This is a genomic window from Demequina aurantiaca (genome assembly GCF_000975135.1).
Taxonomy (GTDB): domain Bacteria; phylum Actinomycetota; class Actinomycetes; order Actinomycetales; family Demequinaceae; genus Demequina; species Demequina aurantiaca.
Genome location: NZ_BBRF01000001.1, coordinates 1275192 through 1298278, shown reverse-complemented (window position 1 = coordinate 1298278; position 23087 = coordinate 1275192). Strand labels below are relative to the sequence as shown.

Annotated in this window: 25 protein-coding genes; 13 read left to right on the top strand and 12 right to left on the bottom strand. The window is 66.7% G+C overall.

Translation table 11 applies throughout. The annotated features are described in order from the left end of the window. Positions 1-53 precede the first annotated feature (53 nt). Positions 54-491 (bottom strand): hypothetical protein, encoded by a 438-nt coding sequence (locus tag AOP73_RS05940; RefSeq protein WP_061963829.1) that lies wholly within the window; start codon positions 489-491, stop codon positions 54-56. Between the two features lie 85 nt (positions 492-576). Between AOP73_RS05940 and AOP73_RS05935 the strand changes: the two genes are divergently transcribed. From AOP73_RS05935 to AOP73_RS05920, 4 genes are all read left to right on the top strand, one after another. Next, on the top strand, positions 577-873 hold the full coding sequence (locus tag AOP73_RS05935) for an exodeoxyribonuclease VII small subunit (protein WP_084626726.1): 297 nt from the start codon (positions 577-579) through the stop codon (positions 871-873). After that, positions 866-1816: a carbohydrate kinase family protein gene (locus AOP73_RS05930; RefSeq protein WP_061963827.1), complete on the top strand. Its 951-nt coding sequence runs from the start codon at positions 866-868 to the stop codon at positions 1814-1816. The genes AOP73_RS05935 and AOP73_RS05930 overlap by 8 nt, the downstream gene beginning before the upstream one ends. 58 nt (positions 1817-1874) lie before the next feature. After that, positions 1875-3266 carry a class II fumarate hydratase gene (locus tag AOP73_RS05925; RefSeq protein ID WP_061963825.1) on the top strand — a complete coding sequence of 464 codons (1392 nt, stop codon included), beginning with the start codon at positions 1875-1877 and terminating at the stop codon, positions 3264-3266. 68 nt (positions 3267-3334) lie between these two features. Continuing rightward, a complete protein-coding gene (locus tag AOP73_RS05920; protein WP_061963823.1) occupies positions 3335-4648 on the top strand; it encodes an NAD(P)/FAD-dependent oxidoreductase in 1314 nt (437 codons plus the stop codon). Here the strand turns inward: AOP73_RS05920 and AOP73_RS05915 are convergent. Then, complete coding sequence (locus tag AOP73_RS05915; RefSeq protein ID WP_061963821.1) at positions 4645-4911, bottom strand: metal-sensitive transcriptional regulator; 267 nt, start codon at positions 4909-4911, stop codon at positions 4645-4647. The two genes, AOP73_RS05920 and AOP73_RS05915, sit on opposite strands and share 4 nt — an antisense overlap. Positions 4912-4970: 59 nt before the next feature. Then, positions 4971-5123 (bottom strand): DUF8730 family Cys-rich protein, encoded by a 153-nt coding sequence (locus tag AOP73_RS12290; protein WP_500778259.1) that lies wholly within the window; start codon positions 5121-5123, stop codon positions 4971-4973. A gap of 110 nt (positions 5124-5233) precedes the next feature. Here AOP73_RS12290 and AOP73_RS05910 point away from each other — a divergent pair, with 110 nt between their 5' ends. Continuing rightward, the gene (locus AOP73_RS05910) at positions 5234-6904 is read left to right on the top strand and encodes an FAD-dependent oxidoreductase (RefSeq protein WP_084626593.1); all 1671 of its coding nucleotides are present in this window, start codon (positions 5234-5236) and stop codon (positions 6902-6904) included. A 155-nt stretch (positions 6905-7059) separates the two neighbouring features. Here the strand turns inward: AOP73_RS05910 and AOP73_RS05905 are convergent, their stop codons facing one another. The 5 genes from AOP73_RS05905 to hemE form a co-directional block, all read right to left on the bottom strand. Further along, a complete protein-coding gene (locus AOP73_RS05905) occupies positions 7060-7542 on the bottom strand; it encodes a hypothetical protein (protein ID WP_061963819.1) in 483 nt (160 codons plus the stop codon). Positions 7543-7551: 9 nt separating this feature from the next. After that, the gene (locus AOP73_RS05900; protein ID WP_439645230.1) at positions 7552-8766 is read right to left on the bottom strand and encodes a ferrochelatase; all 1215 of its coding nucleotides are present in this window, start codon (positions 8764-8766) and stop codon (positions 7552-7554) included. Next, positions 8763-9437, bottom strand: coding sequence for a hydrogen peroxide-dependent heme synthase (hemQ, locus tag AOP73_RS05895; RefSeq protein ID WP_061963817.1), 675 nt, complete (start codon positions 9435-9437; stop codon positions 8763-8765). Before hemQ ends, AOP73_RS05900 begins: the two co-directional genes overlap by 4 nt. A gap of 158 nt (positions 9438-9595) precedes the next feature. Next, positions 9596-10993, bottom strand: coding sequence for a protoporphyrinogen/coproporphyrinogen oxidase (locus AOP73_RS05890; RefSeq protein WP_061963815.1), 1398 nt, complete (start codon positions 10991-10993; stop codon positions 9596-9598). Continuing rightward, positions 10993-12090: a uroporphyrinogen decarboxylase gene (gene hemE, locus AOP73_RS05885; RefSeq protein ID WP_061963813.1), complete on the bottom strand. Its 1098-nt coding sequence runs from the start codon at positions 12088-12090 to the stop codon at positions 10993-10995. The genes AOP73_RS05890 and hemE overlap by 1 nt, the downstream gene beginning before the upstream one ends. Positions 12091-12142: 52 nt before the next feature. On the opposite strand from hemE, the gene AOP73_RS05880 reads away from it, so the two are divergent. The 6 genes from AOP73_RS05880 to AOP73_RS05855 all read left to right on the top strand — a co-directional run bounded on the left by AOP73_RS05880 (position 12143) and on the right by AOP73_RS05855 (position 18595). Continuing rightward, the gene (locus tag AOP73_RS05880; RefSeq protein ID WP_160295440.1) at positions 12143-13438 is read left to right on the top strand and encodes a glutamyl-tRNA reductase; all 1296 of its coding nucleotides are present in this window, start codon (positions 12143-12145) and stop codon (positions 13436-13438) included. Between the two features lie 225 nt (positions 13439-13663). Next, positions 13664-14656: a FecCD family ABC transporter permease gene (locus AOP73_RS05875; protein WP_061963809.1), complete on the top strand. Its 993-nt coding sequence runs from the start codon at positions 13664-13666 to the stop codon at positions 14654-14656. Beyond that, complete coding sequence (locus tag AOP73_RS05870) at positions 14653-15684, top strand: FecCD family ABC transporter permease (protein WP_061963807.1); 1032 nt, start codon at positions 14653-14655, stop codon at positions 15682-15684. Before AOP73_RS05875 ends, AOP73_RS05870 begins: the two co-directional genes overlap by 4 nt. After that, the gene (locus tag AOP73_RS05865) at positions 15681-16475 is read left to right on the top strand and encodes an ABC transporter ATP-binding protein (protein WP_061963805.1); all 795 of its coding nucleotides are present in this window, start codon (positions 15681-15683) and stop codon (positions 16473-16475) included. The genes AOP73_RS05870 and AOP73_RS05865 overlap by 4 nt, the downstream gene beginning before the upstream one ends. Before the next feature lie 71 nt (positions 16476-16546). Then, a complete protein-coding gene (locus AOP73_RS05860; RefSeq protein ID WP_061963803.1) occupies positions 16547-17674 on the top strand; it encodes an ABC transporter substrate-binding protein in 1128 nt (375 codons plus the stop codon). Positions 17675-17755: 81 nt separating this feature from the next. Further along, positions 17756-18595, top strand: a complete 840-nt coding sequence (locus tag AOP73_RS05855) for a siderophore-interacting protein (protein ID WP_061963801.1) — start codon at positions 17756-17758, stop codon at positions 18593-18595. Between the two features lie 30 nt (positions 18596-18625). On the opposite strand, the gene AOP73_RS05850 is transcribed toward AOP73_RS05855, so the two are convergent. The 3 genes from AOP73_RS05850 to AOP73_RS05840 form a co-directional block, all read right to left on the bottom strand. Further along, a complete protein-coding gene (locus tag AOP73_RS05850; protein WP_061963799.1) occupies positions 18626-19216 on the bottom strand; it encodes a thymidine kinase in 591 nt (196 codons plus the stop codon). A 106-nt stretch (positions 19217-19322) separates the two neighbouring features. Beyond that, entirely contained in the window at positions 19323-20579 is a 1257-nt protein-coding gene (phoH2, locus tag AOP73_RS05845; protein ID WP_236683555.1) for an RNA 5'-3' helicase PhoH2, read from the bottom strand. Positions 20580-20901: 322 nt separating this feature from the next. Continuing rightward, positions 20902-21666, bottom strand: a complete 765-nt coding sequence (locus AOP73_RS05840) for an isoprenyl transferase (RefSeq protein WP_061963797.1) — start codon at positions 21664-21666, stop codon at positions 20902-20904. Positions 21667-21785: 119 nt separating this feature from the next. On the opposite strand from AOP73_RS05840, the gene trhA reads away from it, so the two are divergent. Next, positions 21786-22460 carry a PAQR family membrane homeostasis protein TrhA gene (trhA, locus tag AOP73_RS05835; RefSeq protein ID WP_061963795.1) on the top strand — a complete coding sequence of 225 codons (675 nt, stop codon included), beginning with the start codon at positions 21786-21788 and terminating at the stop codon, positions 22458-22460. Here the strand turns inward: trhA and AOP73_RS05830 are convergent. Next, positions 22398-22619, bottom strand: a complete 222-nt coding sequence (locus AOP73_RS05830) for a hypothetical protein (protein ID WP_152650545.1) — start codon at positions 22617-22619, stop codon at positions 22398-22400. The genes trhA and AOP73_RS05830 overlap by 63 nt on opposite strands. 33 nt (positions 22620-22652) lie before the next feature. Between AOP73_RS05830 and AOP73_RS05825 the strand changes: the two genes are divergently transcribed. Then, positions 22653-23066 (top strand): DUF4307 domain-containing protein, encoded by a 414-nt coding sequence (locus AOP73_RS05825; RefSeq protein WP_084626589.1) that lies wholly within the window; start codon positions 22653-22655, stop codon positions 23064-23066. The last annotated feature ends 21 nt before the right edge of the window (positions 23067-23087 follow it).

The window sequence follows — 23087 nt, the reverse complement described above, 5'->3', positions numbered from 1 at the left end:
CGTCACGCCGTTGTGACACGTACGCCAGCTTGGAGGCCGGCGACGCGCTATCCCTACCTGGAACCCAGTCCCACCATACCGAGGATGCCGGACTTGCCCTTCGAGGCGGACAGGCGCTGGCGCGCGGAGGCCGAGTAGTCCTTGCCACGGTGGCGAGCCAACTTTGAGATGACCTTGTCAGGTACCGAGGGGTTGGCGATCAGGGCCGCGATGACCTCATGAGCCTTGTCGCCGGCCAGGTCTTCCCAAATTTCGACGGGCATGTCGTGGCGCTCGTTGCGGGCGACGCCGGCGCGGACGGCGGGCGACTCGTCGGTCAGCAGACGAAGGATCGACGTCAGTGGAGTCTTGGTGCGGGCGGCAACGGTGGCGCGCACCTTAGCCTCGGGAGAGCGTGCGAGCTGGGCCAGTTCACCCTCGGAAATTTCGTCTGGGACGGCGCCGCTCGCACTCGCGTTAGCGGTTTGCCGTGAATAGTTTTCGCTGAACATGTTCCTTCACCTCATTGTGAATAGAAGACTTTGTACTAGGTGAGAGGGCTACCCCTGCTAGTTATGACGCGGTAGCGTGGAAGTCGTGAAAAACCCCACAGATGATGTTGCCGCCCTCAGCTACGAGGATGCCCGCGACGAGCTGATCGCAATAGTAGCGAAGCTCGAGACCGGTTCCGCCACTCTCGACGAGTCACTGGGATTGTGGGAGCGAGGCGAGGCCCTGGCCGCCCGCTGCCAGGATCTTCTCGATGGCGCGCGCGATCGCATTACCGAGGCGCGCGGCGACGCCGATGCAGCCGATGCTGGGGTCGTCGGGGTAGTTCCAGCCGACGATTCATCCCTCACCGAGGCCACCGACACGGAAGAAGCACATGACTGACGCCCCCCGCACACCCATCGCAATCCACGCCCTGGTGATCGGAGAGGCGCTGGTCGACGTGGTGGTTCGTCAGGACGGCACCACCAGCGCGCACCCGGGTGGATCACCCGCCAACGTCGCGATCGGCCTGGGCCGACTGGGCCGCGACGCCGAACTCCTCTGCTACATGGGACTCGACGACAACGGCACGATCGTGCGCGACCACGTCGAAGCATCGGGCGTGCGCCTGGTTCCTGGCTCACAGTCAGCGGCCCGAACGTCGGTCGCCACGGCAACGCTTGACGCCGATGGCGCGGCCACCTACGAATTCGACCTCGCCTGGGAGATTTCCCCCGAGGCGCGCCCGCGCATCGACCCACTGGTAGTCCACACCGGATCCATCGCGGCCGTCATGGACCCTGGCGCTGCGGATGTTCGCCGCATCATCGCCGAGCACCGCGACGGCGCGACCATCACCTACGACCCCAACGCGCGCCCCACCCTCATGGGCTCTCCCGACGAGGCCCGGCCCGCGATTGAGGAAACCGTTGCCCTCGCAGATGTCGTCAAGGTCTCCGACGAAGACCTCGAGTGGCTCTACCCCGAGCGTGACGCGACCGCGAGCGCCCAGGCTTGGGCGGCATCGGGCGGCCCCAGCATCGTCGTCCTGACACGGGGCGGCTCGGGCGCGAGCGCCTTCGTCCACGACGGTCGCACACTAGACGTCACCGCACCCAAGGTCACCGTGGCCGACACCGTGGGTGCGGGCGATTCCTTCATGGGCGGGCTCATCGACGGCCTGTGGTACTTCGGGCTACTGGGCGGAAGCCACCGCGACAAGCTCCACACGATCGAGACCGCCGCGCTTGAGCAGATCCTGATCCGCTGCGCACGCATCGCGGGCATCACCGTCTCGCGCCCCGGGGCGAACCCGCCCACCGTCTGGGAACTCGGCGAGGCTTAGGCGACGATTTCCCCGGAAGTCGTCCGTGGCATCGGCGCCGCCCTGTAACAATGGACGCATGGACGACTACCGCATCGAACACGACACCATGGGCGAGGTCAAAGTACCCGCCGCCGCCCTCTACCGCGCGCAGACCCAGCGTGCCGTGGAGAACTTCCCCATCTCGGGAATCACGCTTGAGCGACGCCACATCGAGGCCCTCGCGCGAGTGAAGAAGGCCGCCGCCCGCGCCAACGCCGAGCTGGGCGTGCTGGACCAGGACATTGCCGACGCGATCGTCTCCGCGGCCGATGCCGTAGCGGCTGGGCAGTTCGACGACCACTTCCCCATCGACGTCTTCCAGACCGGTTCGGGCACGTCGTCGAACATGAACACCAACGAGGTCATCGCGACGCTCGCCACTCGCGAGCTGGGCAAGGACGTCCACCCCAACGATCACGTCAACTGCTCGCAGTCCAGCAACGACGTGTTCCCCACCTCGGTGCACGTGGCCGCGACGTCGACCCTCGTCAACGACCTGACTCCCAAACTCGAGACGCTCGCCGCCTCGCTCGAGGCCAAAGCCGTCGAGTTCGCGGAGGTCTATAAGTCAGGCCGCACGCACCTCATGGACGCAACGCCCGTGACGCTCGGCCAGGAGTTTGGTGGCTACGCGGCCGCGATCCGCTACGGAATCGAGCGGCTGCAGGCTGCGCTGCCCCGCGTCGCCGAGGTTCCGCAGGGCGGCACCGCCGTGGGCACCGGCATCAACACGCCTAAGGGCTTCCCGCAGCGCGTCATCGCTTTGCTTGCAGAGGACACCGGCCTGCCCATCACGGAGGCACGCAACCACTTCGAGGCGCAGTCCGCTCGCGACGGCCTGGTGGAGGTGTCCGGAGCGCTGAAGACCATCGCGGTCTCGCTGACCAAAATCTGCAACGACCTGCGCTGGATGGGCTCCGGCCCCAACACCGGCCTGGGCGAGATCGCCCTGCCCGACCTGCAGCCCGGATCCTCGATCATGCCCGGCAAGGTCAACCCGGTCATTCCCGAGGCGACACTCATGGTGTGCGCCCGGGTCATCGGCAACGACGCCACCGTCGCGTGGGCCGGCGCCTCCGGTTCGTTTGAACTCAATGTGCAGATTCCGGTCATGGCACTCGGAGTGCTCGAGTCCATGCGCCTGCTGGGCAACGCCTCCGAGCTGCTCGCCACGACCACGGTGGACGGCATTACGGCGAATGTTGAGCGTGCGCGCTTCCTTGCTGAGGCCTCCCCCAGCATCGTCACCCCGCTGAACCGCCTCATCGGCTATGAGAACGCTGCGAAGATCGCTAAGCACGCCGTCAAGCAGGGTCTGACCGTGCGTGAGGCGACTATTGCGCTGGGATATGTGGAGCGCGGCGAGCTCACCGAGGCACAGCTGGACGAGTACCTCGACGTGACCACCATGGTGGGCGACCACAAGTAGCCTCCGCGCGCTCCCGACTCAGGGAAGGAAATGACCCCGCGCCCGGTTGCCCCCAATGGAGGCAACACATGAAGCGTAAGAGGATTCTGATTCTGGGCGGCGGCTACGTCGGACTGTATACCGCGCTGGCGCTACGCCGTCACGCTGGTCGCAAGGCCAAGATCATCGTGGTGGACCGCCGCGCGTACATGACGTACCAGCCGTTCCTTCCCGAGGCCGCGGCAGGCTCCATCGAGCCGCGTCACGCCGTAGTTCCACTGCGTCGCGAGCTGGAGGGCGTCCGCGTCATCCAAGGAAAGATCACCGGGATTAGCAGCCAGGACAAGCGCGTGCACGTGACGTCCGACGTGGGGGATGACAAGTCCATCGCGTACGACGACCTGGTGCTCGCGCTCGGCTCCGTGTCGCGCACTCTGCCAATACCGGGGCTCAAGGAGTTCGGCCTGGGCTTCAAGTACATCGAAGAGGCCATCAACCTGAGGAACCGGGTGCTGGGCCGACTCGCGCGCGCCGCCTCGACGGACGATGCTGATTTGCGCCGGCGACTGCTCACCTTTGTGTTCGTTGGCGGTGGATTCGCCGGCGTCGAAGCGTTCGCGGAGACCGAGGACATGGCCCGTGCCGCGCTGCGCGACTTCCCCAACCTCAGCGCCGACGACCTGCGATTCGTCATGGTCGAGATGCTCGACGGCATCCTGCCGGAGATGGGCGAGGGTATGGGCGAGTATGCGCTCGAGGAACTGCGTGGCCGCGGCATGGAGGTCTACCTGGGAACCAAGTTGGTCAGCTGCGTAGACGGCCACATCGAGTTGTCTGATGGCCAGAAGTTCGAGGCCGACACCCTGGTGTGGACCGCGGGCGTCAAGCCCTCTCCCGTGCTCGCGGACTCGGATCTGCCGCTGGGGCCCAAGGGTCACGTCAACACCTTGCCGACGCTGCAGGTCGCTACCGAGGACGGTGAGGCGCTGGACGGAGTATGGGCCGCGGGCGACTGCGCGCAGATCCCGGACCTCACCAAGGAGCAGCCTGCGTGGTGTGCCCCCACCGCCCAGCACGCGGTGCGCCAGGCGCGCGTGCTCGGCGACAACATCGCCCGCAGCATCGACGGCAAGCAACTGCGCGAGTACAAGCACAGGAACCTGGGCATGGTCGCGTCACTCGGACTCAACGAGGGCGTCGCCAACATCATGGGCGTGAAGCTACGCGGCTGGCCCGCCTGGTTCGCGCACCGGACCTATCACATGTCCCAGATTCCCACCGTGAACCGCAAGGCGCGCGTGATCCTTGACTGGACCACGGCGGTGTTCTTCCGCCGCGACCTAGTCTCGATGGGGCGGATCAGCGAGCCGCGCCGCGCCTTCGAGGAGGCGGCGGACAGTTAGGCCAGCGCCATGAACACCTTCTCGAGGCGAGCCATGTTCTCCTGCCTAGCCTCAGCATCGTTCTCGGTCATGCATTCCTGAATGCCCGCGGACATCACGGCGAACCCGGCGCGGTCTAGCGCCTTGGACACCGCCGCGAGTTGAATCACGATGTCCTCGCACTCGCCACCCTCGTCGACTCTGCGGATCACTCCGGCGAGCTGACCCTGGGCGCGCTTGAGCCTGTTGCTGACCTTCCGCATCTGCTCTGCATCGAGTTCCATCTGTCCACTCTCCAGGTTGTGAATACGGCCGGTACGCCCGCGCGCTCCGGCGCCTTGGGTCATGCGCGGCCGAAGATCCGCGCCAACAGCGAGTCAGACTTCTCACCTTCGTGGCCCTGACACCGCTGAGACGCCGGAACGTTCTTCATCACACTATCGACATGCTGGCCGCAGCCAGTCCACGTGGTCTTGCCGCACTTCTTGCAGTTCATCGGGCTACACATCATCTACTCCTTCTAGGTTGGAATCTCGGCTCGACTAAATATACCCCGGGGGGTATAGTCGGAGCAAGTGCAGCAACCTCAGAACGTAAGGAAACCAAGTGAAGGTCATCATCGTGGGCGGAGTCGCCGCCGGAATGTCAGCGGCCACCAGGCTTCGCCGCCTAGACGAATCCGCAGAGATCATCGTGGTCGAGGCAGGCGAGCACGTCTCCTACGCAAACTGTGGGCTGCCCTACTACGCCGGCGGAGTGATCACCAAAAGAGATGCACTACTGCTTCAGACCCCCGAGTCACTCCACGCGCGCTTCCGTCTCGACGTGCGCACCCGCGAGCGCGTCACCGCCATCGACACTGCAGCAAAGTCGGTCACCATTGCAGTCGCCACCGGGGATACCTACACCGAGGATTACGACTCGCTCGTCCTCAGCCCGGGGGCAAGCCCCATCCTCCCTCCCATCCCAGGCATTGAGCAGGCGCTTACCCTGCGTGACGTAAGCGATGTAGACGCGCTCGTCGCTCAGCTGCCGAACGCCCGCAGCGCGGTTGTCATCGGCGCCGGATTCGTGGGACTGGAGGTGGCCGAGAACCTCAGCCACCGCGGCATCGGCGTCACCGTTGTCGAACTCGCACCTCAGGTACTTGCCCCTCTCGATGCCGAGATGGCCATACGCGTCCGGGACCGGATGGCAGCGAACGGCGCGACTATCCATACATCGGCGCAAGTCACAAGATTGGGCGCTACAACAGCCACGGTCCTTGGGCCCGGTGGCGAGCAGCAAATTCCCGCAGATGTCGTGATTGCCGCCATCGGAGTGCGTCCAGAAACCTCCCTTGCGAGGGCTGCAGGGCTCGAGTTGAGCCCCCAGGGCGGCATCCTCGTGGACGAAAACCTGCGCACTAGTGCGCCAGATGTTTTCGCGGTGGGAGACGCGGCATCCAAGCGAGACGCGCTAGGCGCTATCGAGGCAACCACGCTGATTCCGTTAGCCAACCTCGCAAACCGACACGGCCGCCACGTCGCGGACGTCATCGCCGGTCGCGAGGCGCCGATGCGCGCGTCGATCGGCACCGCTGTCGTCGGAGTCTTCGGCCTCACAGCGGCAACCACCGGACGCAATGAACGGCGCCTCCTCGCCGAGGGCCGCGACTTCGAGGTGATTCACGCCCACCCTGCCCAGCACGCCGGCTACTACCCCGGTGCGACGCCACTCGCTCTCAAGCTGCTAGTCGACTCTCACACCGACCAGATTCTGGGGGCGCAGGCTGTGGGCGAGGACGGTGCGGACAAGCGCATCGACGTCATCGCAACAGCGATGATGGGCGGAATCCGTGCCTCGGAGCTTACAGACCTGGAGCTCGCCTACGCACCTGCCTACGGCTCCGCCAAGGACCCCGTGAACATGCTCGGCTACATCGCGGACAACCGCCGCTACGGCGACTCGCCGTCAGTCCAGTGGCATGAGCTCGACGCGATGGTTGGCCACGACGGCGCCGTGGTGGTGGACGTCCGCAGCGCGGCCGAGCACGCCGGCGGCACGGTCGAGGTTGCGGGTTCCCCCGCGATCAACATTCCGCTGGACGAACTCCGGACCCGAGCCAGTGAACTCCCCTCCAAGGTCAAGCTCGTCGTGCACTGCCAGGTGGGCCAGCGCGGCAACACCGCCACACGCCTCTTACGTCAGATGGGCTACGACGCAGTGAACCTCGACGGCGGCTACCTGACCTGGCGCGATGGCACGCGCGCCGGTAGTTCTGTCGCCGCCGTCTGAGCTGGTGCCTTCAGACGGACAACCGGCTAGCTCCTCCGCCTGAAGGTGCAGTTTGTGCATTCAGACGGGTCGGTTATGCGGATGTCCGACTGAGCGCACGTGCGCACGAGAGCGCCACAACACTGCACCCTTCCGACGGCCGATGCCGGGGCGAGTTAGGCGTTGACGGCAGGCTCCGCGTCAGCCGCCGGATCGACCGCGGTACTGCGCGGCGCGTGCACCAACGTGCCCAACACTCCGATGGCGAGCAGCAGGATGATCTTTATCCCCTCAAGGGCACCGTAAATGATGTGCAGTGGACTGTCGTCCGGATCCTCGCCCGCGATTGTTGCGAGCGTGCGCTCGTGCAGGGGTGGATACACCACAAATTCCTGGATCAGCAATAGCACCACCGGTGCCAGGAGCAACCAGATCACCTTGGATGTGCGGCGCGGCCAGGCCGCGAGCAGGAACAACGCGCAGACCACGGCCTCGGCGATCCCGACTGCCTGGAACTGCACCTCGCCCACCTTGAGAAGGTCGACGCGCGGCACATCCGTGGTGAACTTCACGCCAGCCACAATCACGTTGCCCGCGATCGCAAGTCCGGCCCACAACATCGCCAGGCCAGGGCCCAGCAGCCCAAATCTGCGCAGCATCGTTGATCCCTAGGCGCCCGCGGGAGCCTCCGCCACCACGGGTCGCAGGTCGCGCCCCAAGCAGCAGTCGGCCGGGCACACGTCCTGCCAAGGCCCCAAATCTGTCAGTGACTTTCGAGCGGCACCCTGAGGAGCATCGGCCGTCGCGTGCCGCTCCTGGACGAGGTCAATCAGCCCCGCGACAAAGGCTGGGTCGATGCCCACAGTCGGAACGCGCACGGCGGCCAGTCCGCGCTCGGCGCAGGTCTCCAGCGCCTCGGTGTCGAGGTCCCACTTGACCTCCATGTGGTCGGACACGAAGCCGATCGGCGAGATCACCAGCCCGGTCACGGACTCCGGCAGCGACTCGATGGCGTCGTTGACGTCGGGCTCGAGCCACGGGGTCTGCGGCGAGCCGGAGCGCGACTGGTAGACCAATGACCACTCGGCCTCGGGGAACTCCTCCATGACGGCGGCCATGATCAACCGGGCCACGGCACGCTGCTGGTCGGCGTACCAACCGCCGGCCTCTCCCGTTGCGACTGGTGTGCCGTCGGGCAGGCCCTCGCGAGGTCCCGAGGCGTCGGAAGCGGACAGCGGGATCGAGTGCGTCGCGAACATCACATGTGGAGCCTCGGCGCGGCCGGCGCCACGAAGTTCGCGCAACCCGCCCAGTACGGCGTCGATGTTGGGGTTCACAAAGCCCGGGTGGTCAAAGTACTGACGCACCTTGTCGACCTCAATCTGACCCTCAAGCCCAGCATCGGCGATGGCCTTGGCGAGGTCCTCGCGATACTGGCGGCAGCCCGAGTACGACGAGAACGACGCGGTGACCAGCGCCAGTAGGCGCGTGTGACCTTGCGCATACGCCTCTTGAAGCGTGTCCGCGAGGTAGGGGTCCCAGTTGCGGTTGCCCCAGTACACGGGAAGGTTCAACCCACGCGCGGCTACCTCGGCCTCAAGTGCGGCCTTCAGGTCACGGTTTTGCTGGTTGATGGGGCTCACGCCGCCAAACGCGCGGTAGTGGTGAGCGACCTCCTCGAGACGCTCGTCCGGGATACCGCGCCCGCGCGTGACGTTGCGCAGATACGGGATCACGTCGTCCTGACCCTCGGGCCCGCCAAAGCCCGTCAGCAGGATCGCATCGTACTCACGCGCCGGCGCCGTGCGGCTTGACGCCGCCAACGGCTTGCAGGCGGACGATGCGTGGGCTGAGTCTGTCGAGGAGGTTGCGCTGTCGCTCACGACGCAAGGACCTCCACGGCTTCGGCAGTCTCCATGCGGCGGCCCGTGTAGAACGGCACCTCCTCGCGGACATGCATGCGGGCCTCGGTGTAGCGCAGTTCGCGCATGACGTCGACCAGGTCGAGCACGTTGTCCGCCTCCATGGGTAGCAGCCACTCGTAGTCGCCCAGCGCGAAGGCACTCACGGTGTTGGCGACGACGCCCTTGAACGCCGCGCCCTTCATGCCGTGGTCGCGCAGCATCTTGGAACGCTCCTCCTCGGGCAGCAGGTACCACTCGTACGAGCGCACAAACGGATACACGGTGAGCCAGTCACGGGCGTGCTCGCCGCGCAGGAAGCCGGGCACGTGGGACTTGTTGAACTCCGCGGGGCGGTGCACGCCGGCCGCTGACCAGGTGAGCTTGGTGTCTGCCAAGAGCTCCGTGGCGTGAAGTTCGCGCAACGCGAGCTGGAGGTCGGCCAGGTCTGGCCCATGTAGCCACAGCATCACAGTGCCGTCGGCGCGCATGCCGGACACGTCGTAGATGCCACGTAGCACCACGTCGTGCTCGGCGAGGTCCTCGACGGCGGCGTCGAAGTGCTCGACTACCTCCGCGAGCGCGTCGTCCGGCGCGTCAAGCAGGCCATCGAGGACGGAGAACAGGGTGAATCCATGCGGCTGATCAGTCATGCCTCCAGTATCCCCCGGCTTTCGCGCGGGACGAAACTCAGCCGCGGCATCGGCTCCTGCACCCTGGCAGTCACTGAGTGCCGTTCTGGCGCAGATTTCGGCACTCAGTGACTGCCAGCGCACCGCGACCGCGACCGCGACCGCTGGCGCGGTGGCGGTCAGCGGTAGTCGGCCACGGCATCGGCCGCGACAATGGCGGCGATCCCGCTCAGCCCAGCGGCGGAGCCCACCAGGTGCAGGCCAGGCGCGGGGTTAAGCGAGCCCACCTTGGCGGGCGCGGCGTCGTGCCACTCGACCTGGCTGCTCGCCACCACGGAATCGGGCGCGAGGTTCACGCCCAGCAGTCGCGACGCGTCGTCAAGCGCGTACCCCTCCACGTTCTCGCCTTGCTCGATCGTGTATGACAGCCGCAGCACGTGCCGGTGCGGGTGCTCGTCCGTCTGCACCTCGCTCGCCAGCCATGCCCACTTGGCCGTCGCGTGCGTGAGGGCCTTGGCTCGAGTCACGTCTCCGGAGACCAAAACACCGGTGCCACGCGGTGCGCTGTCCAGCGCCGGCTCGTCCACTACCAGGGTCACAAGCGCCACGAACCTGTCGTCGATCTCGGGCCGGCCAATGATGTCCGGCTGGAGTTCGTGCGCAGCCGCCCCGGGCACCGCGATGGTCACGCCATCCGCCTCGAGGTTGCGCGCTACGCCCAGACCCTTCGCATCTATGTGCACACGCCATCCCTCGGCGTAAGGCACAACGGCCGATGCCGGGGCGTCGGTTCGGATGGTCACGCCCAGGGCCTCGACTTCCGCGGCCAGCGCCTCGGTGACTCTCGCGACTCCGCCGTAGATCCCCTGCACGGCACTACCCGCCGCACTCACGGACCGCCGCGAGCGCGCGGCCTTGATGATCGAACCGTGATCCTGCACGTCCTGGGGCAAGCCGGGCGCGATCGCCGCGAGCGGCAGGTCCTCCAGCGCGCGCGAGTAGATGCCGGAGATCACGGGGCGCATGAGTAGATTCACGGCCTTGGCTCCCAGTCGTTCACGTGCAATTTTCCCGACAGTCACGTACGGGTCGACCTTGCCGATGGGCCTGAAGATGTCGCACGAGGCTCGGATCGAGCCGCGCCAGCCCAACACTGCGCGCACGTCGCGGCGCAGTGGGCGCAGCGGAATCCCCAACCATCCGGTCTTGGGCAGTGGGTATGCCCGCCCGGGAGTGACCACCCATGCGGGGTCGGCCTCCGGCGAGACCACGGCATCGGCGAGACCCAGCTCGCCCAGCAACGTCGCGACCGAACCGGCGCGCGTCGCGAACGACTCCGCGCCCGCATCCAGGTCAAAGCCGCCCACCACGTGAGACGACACCCGTCCTCCGAGTGAGTCCGACTCCTCCAGCAGCGTGACGTCAACCCCGCAGTGCGCGAGGTGGCGCGCTGCGAGTAGCCCACCAATGCCGCCACCCACGACCACCCAGGTTTTGCGTTCGAGCGGGCCGATGTACCCGCGCGGCGCAGAATAATCTGGCGCGGGTCCCTGCTGATCAGCGGTGACGGGCGTCATCAGCCGTGGGCATGCACAAGGTCGACGATGCGCTGTAGCGAGTCCGGGTTGGTGTGCGGCGGCACACCGTGGCCCAGGTTCACCACGTGACCGGGGGCCTCGGCGCCTCGGCGCAGCACGTCCGTCACGTGGGCCTCGAGCATGTCCGCAGGTGCGGGCAGCAGCGCCGGGTTGATGTTGCCCTGCAGCGGGAAGCGCCCGCCCAGCATCGCGTTGGCCTCGTCCAGCGGCGTGCGGTAGTCGACGCCCAGGACAGTGGCACCGGCATCGGCCATCGCGGGCAGCAGGTGGCCACCGTTGGCTGCGAAGTGCACGCGCGGCACGGGTAGGTCGGCCACGTAGTTGAGCGCGAGCGCCGAGCCCGGCGCGCAGTGAGCCACGTAATCCTCGACGGACAGCGAGCCCGCCCAGGAATCAAACAGTTGCACGGCCGATGCGCCGGCCATCACCTGCGCGCGTAGGAACAGTCCGGCGGCGGTCGCCGTCCAGGTCGTCAGGGCGTCCCACACATCGGGGGCGGTGAACATCAGTTCGCGCGCGGCGAGGTGGTCGCGGCTGGGCTTGCCCTCCACCATGTAGGCGGCCAGGGTGAACGGCGCCCCAGCAAAACCGATGAGGGGCGTGGTGCCGAGCTCGGCGACCGTGAGCTCGACCGCTCGGCGAATCGCGTCCAGACCCGAGTCGAACTCGCCATGATCCGCGGCGGCGCCTAGGTCGGGAAGCGCGTCGACATCGGCCATCGTGCGAATGGGTCGGTCAAAGACCGGTCCCACGCCGGGCGCGATCTCCACACCAACGCCCGCGACCTTCATGGGCACCACGATGTCCGAGAAGAAGATGGCGGCATCCACGCCGTAGCGACGCACGGGCTGCAAGGTGATCTCGGAGGCCAGCTCCGGGGTCAGACAGGCCTCGAGCATGGCAGTTCCGGCGCGGGCCTCCAGGTATTCGGGCAGCGAGCGCCCGGCCTGACGCATGAACCACACCGGCCGGTGGGCGGGGGTACGGCCCTCGTAGGCGGCGATCAGGGGTGCATCGGAGGTGAGTCCTGCGGCCTTGGGGTGGGCGGCGGACAGGGATCCGTTGAGAACTGTCATGCCCCAATTCTGCCTTGTCGCGAGAGCGTGTCAGAATGGGCGGGTGGTATTGATGTCATTAGTGGCCAGTCATCACAATCGCGACCTCGCCGTACTGGAGCAGTTGAGCGTCGGCTCCGACAAGCTTGGGGCGGCGATTGTGGCGGGAGAGCCCTCCGTGCACGCCGCCGTGGTGCTCCCCACGTGCAATCGCTTCGAGGTGTACCTCGAGGCAGATGATCCTGCCGTCGCGCGTGCCGCCGTGACCCGCACCCTGACAGAACTCACCTCACTAGATGCCGAGACCGTGGAGTCTGCACTGGTGGGCTTCGAGTCCGACGACGCCGTGCAGCATCTCTTCTCCGTCTCCACCGGTCTCGAGTCCATGGTGGTGGGCGAGCGAGAGATCTCCGGCCAGGTGCGTCGCGCCCATGCCGATGCCCAGGCCGGGGGTCACTTGACTCCCCGCCTGGATCGACTCTTTCAGTCCGCGCTGCGCACGTCGCGCGTGGTCGCCTCCTCCACCGGCCTCGGCACCTCGGGCCGCTCGGTGGTCTCCGTCGCCTTTGATCTCGCCGATGCCACGGTCACCTGGGATGGTGCGCGCGCCCTGATTATCGGGTCGGGTGCCGTTGCCGAGTCCAGCGTGGGCGTCCTGCGCGGACGCGGCGCCACCGTCACTGGCGTCTACTCCCCCTCCGGTCGAGCCGTGACTTTCGGCGCCGCTCACGGAGTCGCACCCATTTCCTTCGACAATCTGGCCGCCGAGCTGGGCAAGGCAGACATCGTGCTCGCCTGCTCGGGCGGCGAGTCCATCGTCCTCACTCCTGCCATGGTGGCCGCGGCCCGCGCCGGAGCCTCCTCCCCGCTGACCATCGTCGACCTCGCCCTGCACCGCGACGTCGCCGCAGGGGTGGCCGACCTCCGCGACGTGCACGTGGTGGATCTCACCACGGTCGGCGCGCAGGCTCCCGAGGAGTCGTTGAACTCCGTCGAGGCCGCGCGATCCATCGTTGCCCACGCGGTGGCCCGCTTCGAGGCTGGCGAGGGCGCGCGCGCACTCGACCCGGCCGTGGTTGCGCTGCGCGAGCACGTGTTCGGTCTGCTCGAGCGCGAGGTGACCCGCATTCGGCCGGCCGCCGGAGCCGACGAACAGACCATCGCCAAAGCGGATGCCACCGAGGCCGCACTGCGCCGCTTTGCGCGGACGCTACTCCACACGCCCACCGTCCGCGCCCGCCAGCACGCCGAGGCCGGCTCCGAGATGGCCTACGTGGATGCCATTCAGGCGCTCTACGGCATCGACATCGCGGTGCCCGACGACGCCTGCCCCGCGGACGAGATCGACGCGGAGTCGCCAAGCCTCTAGCGGCGATCCCTACCCGCGTCCCTGGCCACCCAGGAATCGCAACGCTGCCCCCTGCGGTGGCGCGACGCGAGCCGCGTCGTTCTCGCAACCCGTGGCCTCAATTAGCGAACGGCACCTGTCGTATTTACGGCACATCCGTGTTGGAAAAATCGCTGACTGGCGGGTAAGGTTAGGCGTACCTCACCAGGCGCCGTCGAAGTGCGCCCCACACACTTCAGGAGTCCGATGCGCAAGCGCGCCCTCATTGCGACCGTCGCCCTTGTGGTGCTCGTGGTCGCTGTTGGGCTCTCGCTGGCGATTGGCGCCCGCTCCATCGACCCCGGCACCGTGTGGCATGCGATCTTCTCCTTCGACCCCTCGGATCCCGAACAGCTGATCGTCCGTGACTTGCGCGTCTCGCGCACCGTGATCGGCGTCCTTGCTGGTGCGGCCCTCGCCATCGCTGGTGCGCTCATGCAGTCACTCACGCGAAACCCCTTCGCCGACCCCGGCCTACTTGGCATCAATGCCGGTGCGTCGCTGGCCGTGGTGATTTCTCTGACGCTCGGCATCGGCGGGTTTGCCGCGCAGGTGCCCATGGCCTTCATCGGCGCGGGTATCGCGGCCGTCATCGTCTATGCGATCGGAGCCCGCGGCGCCGCCGCAGGCGCGCCCGTGCGCCTCGCGCTGGCCGGCGTCGCCCTCGCCACGCTGGTGACCTCCATCACCTATGCCGTCCTGCTGGTCGACGACGCGACGCTTGAGCAGTACCGCCTGTGGGTCGCGGGGTCCCTGACCGGCCGCTCCGCAGACGACGTCACGGCGCTCGTGCCCATCGTGCTCGTCGCCATCGCGGCCGCTCTGCTGGTGTCGCGCCAGCTCGAGGCCGTCGCCCTCGGCGAGGACACGGCTCGCGCGCTCGGCATCAGTGTGGGAGCGACGCGCGTCATCGTCATCGTGGTCGTCACGCTACTCGCGGCCTCGGCCACCGCAGCCGCCGGCCCGATCATCTTTGTCGGACTCGCTGTGCCACACCTCGCCCGTGCGCTAGTGGGTGCGTCCCTACCGTGGCTACTGATCGTCAGCGGCCTCGGCGGCGCCGCGCTGGTCCTGGTCTGTGACGTCATCGGCCGCGTTATCGCACCTCCGTCGGAAATTGGCGTCGGCATCACGACGGCGTTCATCGGTGGTCTCATCTTTGCGCTCATGGCACGCCGCATGAAGGTGGTCGAGCTGTGAGATCACTGCGCATCGGCCCGTTCGGCATCACCACCCACCGCCGCACCTTTGTGGTGGGACTCATCCTGCTGGGGGTCCTACTCGCGCTGCTCATCTTCGCTTTGGTGGTGGGCAAGGCAAACATCGGTTTCCTCGACTCGATGCGCGCCGCGATCGGCATTTCCGTAGGTTCCCCCGGCGACTTCATCGTGGGCCAGGTCCGCGCGCCACGCGCTCTCACCACCATCCTGGTGGGCGGCATGTTGGGTGTCTCCGGAGCGATCCTGCAATCACTCACGCGCAACCCGCTCGCGTCGCCCGACTTCATTGGCATCAGTGCCGGAGCGGGCACCGGCGCCGTCCTCACCATGTGGCTCACCTCCGGCACCTCACTGTGGGTCACGGCCGCGGGCGCCGCCGTCGGAGGCCTCACCGCCGCCTTCCTTATGTTGGTGTTGTCGTGGCGCCGAGGCATCGTGCCGCTGCGCCTGATCCTGACCGGAATCGGCATCGGCTTCGTGGCGCAGGCCGCCACCCAATACACCCTGACACGCATGGACGTCCACGAGGCGGGCTCGGCACTCGCGTGGCTGGTCGGCTCCACGACCGGCAGCACCTGGACCCACGTCAAGGTCGCCGCCGCCGTCCTGGCCGTCCTCCTCCCTGTCATCCTGTGGCACGCCCGGGCACTGCGGACTATGGAGATGGGCGACGACACCGCTAAGGCGCTCGGCATTCACGTCAACCGCTCACGTGCCATCCTCGCGGTGTGCTCCGTGCTGTTGGCCGCCGCAGCCACCGCGGTCACCGGCCCCATCGGCTTCATCGCCCTCGTTGCCCCAGCCCTCGCGGTGCGGATCACCCGTGGCCCCGGTGTCACCCTCATCCCGGCAGCACTGCTGGGCGCCGTTCTGCTTCTCGTTGCAGACCAGGCGTCGCAACTCATGCCGGCAACACTTCAGTTCCCCGTCGGCATTTTCACCGCCGTCGTAGGCGCGCCGTACCTGCTGTGGCTGGTCTGGCGCTCATCAAGAGGAGGCCAAGCATGAGCAGGCTCGAGACTCGCAAGGCGGTCATTGGCTACGGTGACCAACCCATCGTCCGTGGCGTGGATGTCCACGTCCCCGACGGCAGAATCACCGCGATCGTCGGACCTAATGGTTGTGGCAAGTCCACGCTGCTGCGAGCGCTGGTGCGTCTGCTGACGCCCATGGAGGGCTCGGTGGTGCTCGACGGCGAGGACATCCACCGCATCCCCACCAAAAACGTCGCACAGATGATCGGCCTACTCCCCCAAGCCCCGATCGCTCCCGCCGGCATCACCGTCAAGGAACTCGTGGCGCGGGGCCGCACCCCACACCAGAAGCTACTGCGGCCCTGGTCGGACAGCGACGAGACGGCCGTGCTGAGCGCCCTGCACTCCACCAACCTCACGCCGCTACAGGAGGCAGTCGTGGATGAGCTTTCAGGTGGCCAGCGCCAGCGCGCGTGGATCGCGATGGCCCTCGCGCAGGACACCCCACTCATGCTGCTCGACGAGCCCACCACGTATCTGGATATCTCCCACCAGTACGAGGTTCTCGACCTCCTGCACCGCCTCAACGAACGTCAGAGCCGCACCATCGTGATGGTGGTGCACGACCTAGACCAGGCGGCGCGATACGCCCATCACGTGATCGCGATGCGCGACGGCGAGGTGGCTGCCGCAGGCGCGCCAGAGGACGTCTTCACGGAGAAAATCGTCAGCGAGGTCTTCGACATCGACGCGCGCGTGTTCCCCGACCCCGTCACGGGAACCCCCATCGTGGTGCCCTCCGGCGGACCGGGGCACACCCAATGACCCCCAGCACCCACCCCACCAACGTCCCCATGCCCTCTATTCCCGATCCCCATCAAAGCAAAGGAAATCACATGCACCAGCGCATCAACCGCGGCCTGACCGCCGTATCCGTGGCAGCCGCCGCGGCGCTTCTGCTCTCGGCCTGCTCGTCCGACTCAGACACCGACGACAACGCATCCACGGCACCGACCACCGAGGCGTCCGCGAGCGCTGGCGCCTCCGCGGACGCGACCGCGGACGCCACTGGCGCGTTCCCCGTGACTCTTGACACCGTCATGGGTGACGTCACCATCGACGCGCAGCCCGAGCGCATCGTGACCCTCGGCTCGCACGAGCACGAGTACCTCTATTCGCTGGGCGTGGCACCCGTGGCCGTTCCCGTGAGCTGGCAGGGCTACGAGAACGGCACCGGCCCCTGGGCGGATGCTGACCGCATCGCTGCCGGCGCTGAGCCTGAGGTATTCGAGCCCGGCGCAACCGCATACGACGCCGAGGCCATTGCCGCCTTCGATCCCGACCTCATCGTCGCGACCTACCCCAACCACGAGATGTCGCAGGAGGAATTCGACCTGCTGTCCGGCATCGCGCCGGTCGTCACCCGTCCCGCCACCGACTCCGACGGCAACGCGACCGTCGAGTGGGGCGTCACTCTCGCCGACGAGCTCACGCTTCTGGGCGAGGCCACCGGCACTTCGGACAAGGCGGCCGAGGTTATCGCTGATATCGACGCGGAGTTCGCGGCCGTGAAGGACGCGCACCCCGACTGGGCGGGCAAGACCTCGCAGGTGGGCGGCTACTACGAGGGTCAGGCGTTCGTCTACGCGGCCTCGGATACCCGCAACCAGTTCCTCGCAAACCTCGGCCTGGACGTCGCGTCCGTCGAGGGCACTGACGCAGCCTGGCTACAGATCAGCGCCGAGAAGCTTGACGTGCTCGGCGACCTCGACTCCGTGGTGTGGCAGGTCGCGACCGATCCGACCGCGAAGGACTCCCTCGAGGGGCTTCCGCTGTTCCCGTCGCTCACGTCCACTGAGGTAGGCGGCAACATGTGGCTCACCGACTCGGTGCTCGAGGGTGCGTACTTCGCCAACTCACCGTCAGCGATCAAGTACTCGCTCGACGCGTTCGTGCCGATGCTCGAGGCAGCCTTGGATGGCGACCCCGCCACCGAGGTTCCCGTGTACTCGGACGCTTCCTAGCGTTCAGCGGTGCCGGGCCGTCTCGCCAGAGGGCCCGGCACCGCGACACCGCTCCCCCCACGTTCTATCCGGAGATGCACAATGACTGAATCCTTCTACGCCGATGTTCTCGGTGCCACCCAGATCACCCCCAACCTGCGCCGCGTCCACCTGGGCGGCGGCACCATCGCCGACTGGGAGTCCACGGGCAAGGCCGATGAGTTCGTCCACGTCCACATCCCCGGAGACAACCCTGCCGAGGGTTGGGAGGACGACCACGACATCGCCCGCCACTACACCATTCGTTCGTACGATGCCGTGGCTGGGACGATCGACCTGGACGTGGTCACGCACGGGCACGGCTTGGGCTCCTCGTGGGCCAAAAACTGCCAGCCTGGTGATCGCGTGGCCATCAGCGATGCGAGCGGCTTCTACGGCCCGCCGGGGGGAAGCACCAAGCGTCTTCTGCTCGCCGACGCCACCGGCCTGCCGGCCGTCGCACGCATCCTCGAGGAAGCATCGGCCGACGAGGAGTTTGATGTCATTGTCGAGCTTCTCGACCTCGCCGACAAGATCGAACTGCCGAGCAAGGCCACCGTGCGTGCCGTCTGGCGCGTGAGCGGCAACGGGCGTTCGCCCAGTGCGCTCGAGACGTGCATGAGCCGCTCGGAAGCCCCGGGCGAGGACGTCTACGTCTGGATTGCTTGCGAGAGCGCCGAGTCACGTCGCGCCCGCAAGTATCTGCGCAACAACTGGGGCCGCCACCACACCTGGTACCGGATCGTGGGCTACTGGTACGCCAACCTTGACGAGATCATGGCTACCTACAACTCGCTCACGGACGAGCAGCGTGCGGCGTATGAGGCGATCTGGGACGACGAACGCTCGGACGAGGCGAACTGGGAAGAGCTCGAGCCTTTCCTCGCGGCGCACGGGCTGTAGGTCTGGGGTTCGACTCGCCCGGCACGGCCACTAGCCGTGCTGGACGGGTCCCACCTTGGCCATGTAGCACCGGCCGCACAGCGATTCGTACTCGGCGTGCTCGCCGTCGATGGCGACCTGGTTGCCGTGGCTGACGAACTCGCCGTTGACCCGGCGGGCGTTGAAGACGGCCTTGGAGCCACAGCGGCAGATGGTCTTCAGTTCCTCGACCGAGTGGGCAATCTCGAGGAGCCGCAGCGAACCGGGAAAGGCCCGTGTCATAAAGTCAGCGCGCAGCCCATACGCGAGCACTGGCACGCCGTCGGTGACGGCCATCACGAAGGCCTCGTCGACCTGCGCCGGGGTGAGGAACTGCGCCTCATCGATGAACACCGCGTCGACGGAGCCCAGTGGGGCCTTGGCGCCCACGGTGTCGCGCAGTGACTGGTCTGCCCCCAGCAGGATGTCCACGGGCCGTGAGGCGCCGATGCGGGAGGTGATCGCGTCACCCGCCTTCGTGTCGATACCAGGCTTCACGATGAGCGGTTGTTGGTCGCGCTCCTCGTAGTTGAAGGCCGCTTGCAGCAGCATCGTCGACTTCCCGGAGTTCATCGCTCCATAGCGGAAGTACAGCTTGGCCATGTCTCTCCCCTAAGCCGTCGCCCTCGTGATGGGCAAACTCATGAGGAGAGGCTACCGCGCCCGTGAGTGCGGCACGCCACTGCCATGCCGGACTCACCTAGGCGCGCTACAGGTCCAGGCGCTCCAGCAACTCAGTGACGAGCGCGGCGACCTCGGAACGCTCGGACCTCTCCAGCGTCACGTGGGCAAACAGATCGTGGCCCTTGAGCGCCTCGATGACCGCAGCGATACCGTCGTGACGGCCCACACGGAGGTTGTCCCGCTGGGCTACGTCGTGCGTCAGAATCACCCGGGAGTCCTGGCCGATGCGGCTCAGCATGGTGAGCAGCACGTTGCGCTCGAGCGACTGCGCCTCGTCGACAATCACGAACGCGTCGTGGAGCGATCGCCCGCGAATGTGAGTCAGTGGCAGCACCTCGAGCATGCCACGGGCCATGACCTCCTCAACCACCTCGGAGCTCACCATCGCACCTAGCGTGTCGAAGACCGCCTGGGCCCACGGATTCATCTTCTCCGACTCGCTGCCGGGAAGATAACCCAACTCCTGGCCGCCCACGGCGTACAGCGGGCGGAACACCATGATCTTCTTGTGTTGGCGACGCTCGAGGACGGCCTCGAGTCCGGCACACAGCGCCAGTGCACTCTTGCCGGTGCCGGCGCGCCCGCCCATGGACACGATCCCGATCGAGTCGTCCATCAACAGGTCGATCGCGATCCGCTGCTCGGCGGACCTGCCACGCACCCCAAAGACCTCTTGGTCGCCACGTACCAACCGGACCGCACCATCGGCCGCGACCCTTCCCAGCGCGCTTCCCCGGCCGGAATGAATCACCAATCCCGTGTGAATGGGAAGCGCGCGCGAGTCCTCGCCCGCCATGTCCGGGCTGGGCGCGGGGATCGACTCGTGCTCCCACAAGGACGCCATCTGGTCGTCGGTCAGGTTGATCTCGCGCATGCCGGTCCAGCCCGACTCCACGGCAAGTTCCGCGCGATACTCCTCTGCCTCAATGCCCAGAGCGGAGGCTTTGACGCGCATCGGCAGGTCCTTGGAGACCACAGTGACGGCGAAGCCGTCGTTGCGCAGGTTCGCGGCGACGGCGAGGATGCGGGTGTCATTGTCTCCTAGCCGGAAGCCGCTGGGCAACACGGCGGGATCCGTGTGGTTGAGTTCCACGCGCAGGGTGCCGCCAGCGTCGTTGACCTCCACCGCGGCGTCGAGCTTGCCGTGACGGACACGCAGCTCGTCGAGCGAGCGCAGGGCCGAACGGGCAAAGTAGCCTAGCTCCGGGTGATGACGCTTGGCTTCTAGCTCCGTAATCACGACCACCGGGAGCACCACCGCGTGTTCCGCAAACCGTTTCATCGCCCTCGGATCCGACAACAGCACCGAGGTATCGAGTACGAACGTGCGCAGGCCGACGGCGCCGTCGACGATGGATGAGGGGGTAGTGGCGGTGCTGGCGGAGATGCTCACGGGTGCTCCAGGCGTTAAGGCCGCAGAGCGCTCATCGCCCTACGGCGATTGATTTAGGTCGACACCTTTGGTGTGCGACGTTGTGCGCTAACCACGCTCATGACGCTACGCCCGAGATTGCCCAGAGATGCGCGACACGCCGCCCTTAACCTGTTCGACACACGCGCTCGGGCGCGGCGTCTCCGGCCGATGCTGGGGCGAGCCAGGCGGACTACTTGCCGCGGCGTCGCTCGCGTTGCGCGAAGGCGCGCAGCGCGCGCAGGAAGTCCACATGTCGGAATGCGGGCCAGTAGGCATCGCAGAAATAGAACTCCGTGTGTGCGCTCTGCCACATGAGGAAGCCACTGAGTCGCTGCTCCCCGGAGGTGCGAATCACCAGATCGGGGTCCGGCTGCCCCTTGGTGTAGAGGTGCTCCGCGATGTGCTCCACGGAGAACGAGTCCGCCACCTCCTCGAGCGAGTTTCCGGATTCGGCTCCGGCCCGCAGGAAGGACCGCACGGCATCGGCGATCTCGTGCCGCCCCCCGTAGCCCACGGCAACGTTGACGTGCAGGCCGGTTGCGGTCGCGGTGCGCTCGGCTGCCGCCTCCAGGCGGGCCGATGCTCCGGCTGGAAGCAGCGTGGCGTCCCCCACATGTTGGAGGCGCCATCGGCCATCGTCAGCCAGGGTCTCGACGGAGGTGCAGATAATCTCGAGCAGCGCGTCCAGCTCGTTTGCGTCGCGGCCCAAGTTGTCGGTGGACAGCATCCACAGCGTGACGACCTCGACACCCGCGTCCATGGACCATTCGAGCACCTCGGTGATCTTGTCCGCACCGCGCTGGTGGCCGTCTGCGGCGCTCGCCCCTACTTGCTTGGCCCAGCGCCGGTTGCCATCCAGGATGACGCCGATGTGCCGGGGTGTGTTGCCGTCGCTCTTGAGCGAGCGGGCAAGCTGACGCTCGTACGTGCCGTACACAAGGTCACGCAGACCCATGGGCGTCCTTTCCTGATGGCACCGCGAGGGCGCGCCGTTCATTCCGCGGCGCTGGTGTCTCAGTTTGCGCGCCGGTTCCCACGGTACCGCCCGGGCGTAACCTACGGTATCGTAGGTTCATGGAAGACAGCCTCAAGAGCATGCCCGAGAACCTCCCGATTCCCGACAAACCACTCCTTCGCGGGTGGCTGCATTTGGGAGCCGCACCCATTGTTTTCATCGCGGGACTCATGCTTGTGACGTTCGCCCCTACTCTTGCGGGGCGCGTCACGTCGGCCATCTTCACCATCACGGCCGTCATGATGTTCGGGACCTCCGCCGTGTATCACCGCGGCAACTGGCAACCCAAGGCCAAGGCTGTGCTGCGGCGCATGGACCACGCCAACATCTACTTGATCATCGCGGGCACCTACACGCCGCTGTGCGTGCTGCTGCTCGACCAACGCACCGCGACCATCGTGCTCGCGCTGGTATGGGGCGGGGCCCTCGGGGGAATCCTGTTGCGGGTGTTCTGGCTGAACGCCCCCCGCTGGCTCTACGTGCCGCTCTACGTGATCCTCGGATGTGTCGCACTGGGCTTCCTCGGCCCGTTTTACCAGGCAAGCAACGCATTGGTCGTCGCGCTGATCGCGGTAGGCGGCGCGTGCTACATCGCCGGTGCCGTCATCTACGGCACCAAGTGGCCCCGCGGATCAACCAAGTATTTTGGCTTCCACGAGATCTTCCACGCGCTAACTATCGCGGGATTCGCCTGCCACTTTGCCGCCGTCGCGATCGTCGTCTTCAGTGCCTGACGCGCGCTTGCTCTCCATGACCGCGCCGCCTTCCGGGCGCGCCGTGCGCACCTTGCGGAGTTGCTTGTTGAGCGAGCGCATCAGCACAATCGTCACCAGCACCAGCGAGAACGTCGCGACAAACGCCGCGAAGCCCGGTCCGCCTGTAAATTCCGTCATGTTGGCCACCTCTTTCACGTACTATCCTGCCTCATGATGACCTCACCAGACTCCACACCAGAACCCTCCCGCCGTAGCGGCGGGACCGCGCGACCCACCATGAGCCGCAAGGGACTGATCTGGTCTGGCGTGGGCGTCGCTGCCTTGATCGCCGTGACCGCGTGGTTTGGACTGTCCAACGCGAGCGACCCCGTGCGCTGGACCGATGTGGGCTTTGTGACCGACATTCCCACCGAGGCGACCGTGACCTACAACGTCTACCTCTACACGGACGCCTCCGCTGATTGCACCGTGCGCGCGCTGAACTCCAGCTTTGCCGAGGTAGGCGTCGCTACCCAACACATCGACCGCGCGGATGGTGTGGAGCAACAGGTCACCACCACCATCGTGACCACCGAGCAGGCCACCACCGCCACGGTGAACTACTGCGAGGCGACGCCCGAATAGCACCCGGCCGATGCATCGGCC

What these genes read in the sequence shown, in the direction of transcription:
- AOP73_RS05940 (WP_061963829.1), bottom strand. Translation starts at nt 491, where the DNA reads ATGTTCAGCGAAAACTATTCACGGCAAACCGCTAACGCGAGTGCGAGC.
- AOP73_RS05930 (WP_061963827.1), top strand. Translation starts at nt 866, where the DNA reads ATGACTGACGCCCCCCGCACACCCATCGCAATCCACGCCCTGGTGATC.
- AOP73_RS05925 (WP_061963825.1), top strand. Translation starts at nt 1,875, where the DNA reads ATGGACGACTACCGCATCGAACACGACACCATGGGCGAGGTCAAAGTA.
- AOP73_RS05920 (WP_061963823.1), top strand. Translation starts at nt 3,335, where the DNA reads ATGAAGCGTAAGAGGATTCTGATTCTGGGCGGCGGCTACGTCGGACTG.
- AOP73_RS05915 (WP_061963821.1), bottom strand. Translation starts at nt 4,911, where the DNA reads ATGGAACTCGATGCAGAGCAGATGCGGAAGGTCAGCAACAGGCTCAAG.
- AOP73_RS12290 (WP_500778259.1), bottom strand. Translation starts at nt 5,123, where the DNA reads ATGAACTGCAAGAAGTGCGGCAAGACCACGTGGACTGGCTGCGGCCAG.
- AOP73_RS05905 (WP_061963819.1), bottom strand. Translation starts at nt 7,542, where the DNA reads ATGCTGCGCAGATTTGGGCTGCTGGGCCCTGGCCTGGCGATGTTGTGG.
- hemQ (WP_061963817.1), bottom strand. Translation starts at nt 9,437, where the DNA reads ATGACTGATCAGCCGCATGGATTCACCCTGTTCTCCGTCCTCGATGGC.
- AOP73_RS05890 (WP_061963815.1), bottom strand. Translation starts at nt 10,993, where the DNA reads ATGACGCCCGTCACCGCTGATCAGCAGGGACCCGCGCCAGATTATTCT.
- hemE (WP_061963813.1), bottom strand. Translation starts at nt 12,090, where the DNA reads ATGACAGTTCTCAACGGATCCCTGTCCGCCGCCCACCCCAAGGCCGCA.
- AOP73_RS05880 (WP_160295440.1), top strand. Translation starts at nt 12,143, where the DNA reads ATGTCATTAGTGGCCAGTCATCACAATCGCGACCTCGCCGTACTGGAG.
- AOP73_RS05875 (WP_061963809.1), top strand. Translation starts at nt 13,664, where the DNA reads ATGCGCAAGCGCGCCCTCATTGCGACCGTCGCCCTTGTGGTGCTCGTG.
- AOP73_RS05865 (WP_061963805.1), top strand. Translation starts at nt 15,681, where the DNA reads ATGAGCAGGCTCGAGACTCGCAAGGCGGTCATTGGCTACGGTGACCAA.
- AOP73_RS05860 (WP_061963803.1), top strand. Translation starts at nt 16,547, where the DNA reads ATGCACCAGCGCATCAACCGCGGCCTGACCGCCGTATCCGTGGCAGCC.
- AOP73_RS05855 (WP_061963801.1), top strand. Translation starts at nt 17,756, where the DNA reads ATGACTGAATCCTTCTACGCCGATGTTCTCGGTGCCACCCAGATCACC.
- AOP73_RS05850 (WP_061963799.1), bottom strand. Translation starts at nt 19,216, where the DNA reads ATGGCCAAGCTGTACTTCCGCTATGGAGCGATGAACTCCGGGAAGTCG.
- phoH2 (WP_236683555.1), bottom strand. Translation starts at nt 20,579, where the DNA reads ATGAAACGGTTTGCGGAACACGCGGTGGTGCTCCCGGTGGTCGTGATT.
- AOP73_RS05840 (WP_061963797.1), bottom strand. Translation starts at nt 21,666, where the DNA reads ATGGGTCTGCGTGACCTTGTGTACGGCACGTACGAGCGTCAGCTTGCC.
- trhA (WP_061963795.1), top strand. Translation starts at nt 21,786, where the DNA reads ATGGAAGACAGCCTCAAGAGCATGCCCGAGAACCTCCCGATTCCCGAC.
- AOP73_RS05830 (WP_152650545.1), bottom strand. Translation starts at nt 22,619, where the DNA reads ATGACGGAATTTACAGGCGGACCGGGCTTCGCGGCGTTTGTCGCGACG.
- AOP73_RS05825 (WP_084626589.1), top strand. Translation starts at nt 22,653, where the DNA reads ATGATGACCTCACCAGACTCCACACCAGAACCCTCCCGCCGTAGCGGC.